The 1,839-nt window shown below is 36.3% G+C and carries 2 protein-coding genes; one reads left to right on the top strand and one right to left on the bottom strand.

The window, feature by feature from the left end; all coding sequences use genetic code 11:
- A partial coding sequence (locus tag AC1DRF_RS25780; RefSeq protein ID WP_477742050.1) for an SDR family NAD(P)-dependent oxidoreductase occupies positions 1-205 on the bottom strand: 205 nt, incomplete at its 3' end.
- A gap of 308 nt (positions 206-513) precedes the next feature.
- On the opposite strand from AC1DRF_RS25780, the gene AC1DRF_RS25775 reads away from it, so the two are divergent.
- Positions 514-1,746 (top strand): helix-turn-helix domain-containing protein, encoded by a 1,233-nt coding sequence (locus AC1DRF_RS25775; RefSeq protein ID WP_349346719.1) that lies wholly within the window; start codon positions 514-516, stop codon positions 1,744-1,746.
- The last annotated feature ends 93 nt before the right edge of the window (positions 1,747-1,839 follow it).

The following is a 1,839-nucleotide window of genomic DNA, read 5'->3' as shown; positions in this document are numbered from 1 at the left end:
GTATCTCTTCTTCTCTTGATAAATCCTTAACAACCGTTATGACTTCAATATTATAAGTAGATTTTAAATTTTCTCCAATAGCTGCTAGTTTATCAGCGCTTCTGGCAACTAAAATTACAGGATGCCCATCCTTTGCGAATTGATAAGCTAACTCTTTACCTATTCCTCCCGACGCACCGGTGATGAGCGCATAATGCTGTGACATAGTGTTCACTCCTTATGTTTATATGTTCAAGAACTTAAACATTTAAACTTATCTTATAGGATTCATTTTTTCCCGTCAACTGTTTTCTATACTCTTCTTTTCTTTTGTGTTTTCCATTTTTGCCATTTGCGCATTTCTGTACATTTTTTTACAAAATATGCGTTTTCTTTACATAGAAGGCTAATGTCGTCTAGTTTTGACAACCTTTGTCACCTAGCAGGAAAACAAGTGAAGATATGGTGAATACAACATACAACAAATAATCCATTACATAGTTGGATGAAAATAGATAAGGGAGGAAATGAAAAATGATGGAGACATATACAATTAAAAAAGTAAGTGATCAATTAGAGGTAGAAAAGAAAACGCTAAAACAATGGGAAAAATTATTGGGCAGCTATTTAACAATTGAACGAGTAGATGGGGCCCGTGTCTATACAGAGGAACAAATTGAATTATTTAATGATATTAAACAGCTGTTTGATGAACAATGTACGTTAGATGAAGTCAAAGAATACGTTCAGCTGCTGATAAAAGAACAAGAAGAACAGGAGCATTTAGTGATGGAATCAGAGGCAGCGGTTTCAAAAGAAGAAGAACCGGCACAGTTGAAAACTGCTAAAAAAGAAAACGTCATTGATTTTCAAGAACATTCCAATAAACAAATGAAGCAAGAAAAGAAAAAAGCTGCTGAAAAGCAGGAAAGCATTTCAGAAAATAAGCAAGAGAAGACCCCTCCTATACCTGAAGCACGATTAGCTACTGAAGAAGAAAAGCAGGCTATTTCTGCTTCTATTGAAGAGCCAAAACCAAACGATCTTGTTGTGAATGAAAAAGAAATGCTTCAAGGGGAATTAGTAGAAGCTGTTCGCCGCTATGAAGATGTGTTTGAGGTACTTGATACATTTAAAGCTGATTTGTTAAAAGAAATGCGAGAAGGTATGCGAAATGAAGTTCGCGAAGAAATTGTCGGAGAAGTAAAAAGAGAGCTTGAAAAAAGTGCTACCCAAACTGTAGAAATGGTGGAGTCGGTCGGGGCATACATCTCTGAGTCTTCAGAACGCAGTGCAAGAGATGTAGAAAATATGTCTAAAAAAATTATCCGTTCTAACGAAAAATCGTTTGATGAAGTCACTTCTTTGATTGAAGATTATTCAACAATCGCTGAAGAGAAAACCGAGGATATGCGCCTGTTCATGAAAGATGTCATGGAGAATGCGGATGAATCCTCTAAAGAAATGCAGTATTTATTAGACCGATTCTCAAGCAATTCCACCGTTGCGATGAATCAAGTAAAATTTATGGTTGAAAAATTAAACAATTCTTCAACTAATACGACAGAAGAGCTTCGTGATTTAATTGATTCAATGAATGAGGAACGAGTCTATTATTTAAAAGAAATGGAGAAAGAACGTAAGCTTCATCGTCAAAGCGTAGCTGAACGCGAAGAGATGTTTAGTGATTTTGTCCAAACCTTTAGACAAACCGCCGCTGCTGATATGAAGCGAAAAAGGAAGTGGTGGAAGCTGTTTCTCTCCTGAAAACACCGGCCCTATGGTAATGGGGCCGGTGTTTTTTAATGGTATGAACAATAGTAGTTTGTATGTAAGAAATGTTAAGGTAACGTATGACGA

This window comes from Priestia sp. P5_B4 (assembly GCF_056400385.1).
The sequence above is the reverse complement of the archived record's forward strand: the minus strand, read 5'-3'. Positions and strand labels throughout refer to the sequence as shown.

Bases quoted from the DNA above. Each gene is read 5' to 3' on its own strand.
- AC1DRF_RS25775 (WP_349346719.1), top strand. From the start codon at position 514: ATGATGGAGACATATACAATTAAAAAAGTAAGTGATCAATTAGAGGTA.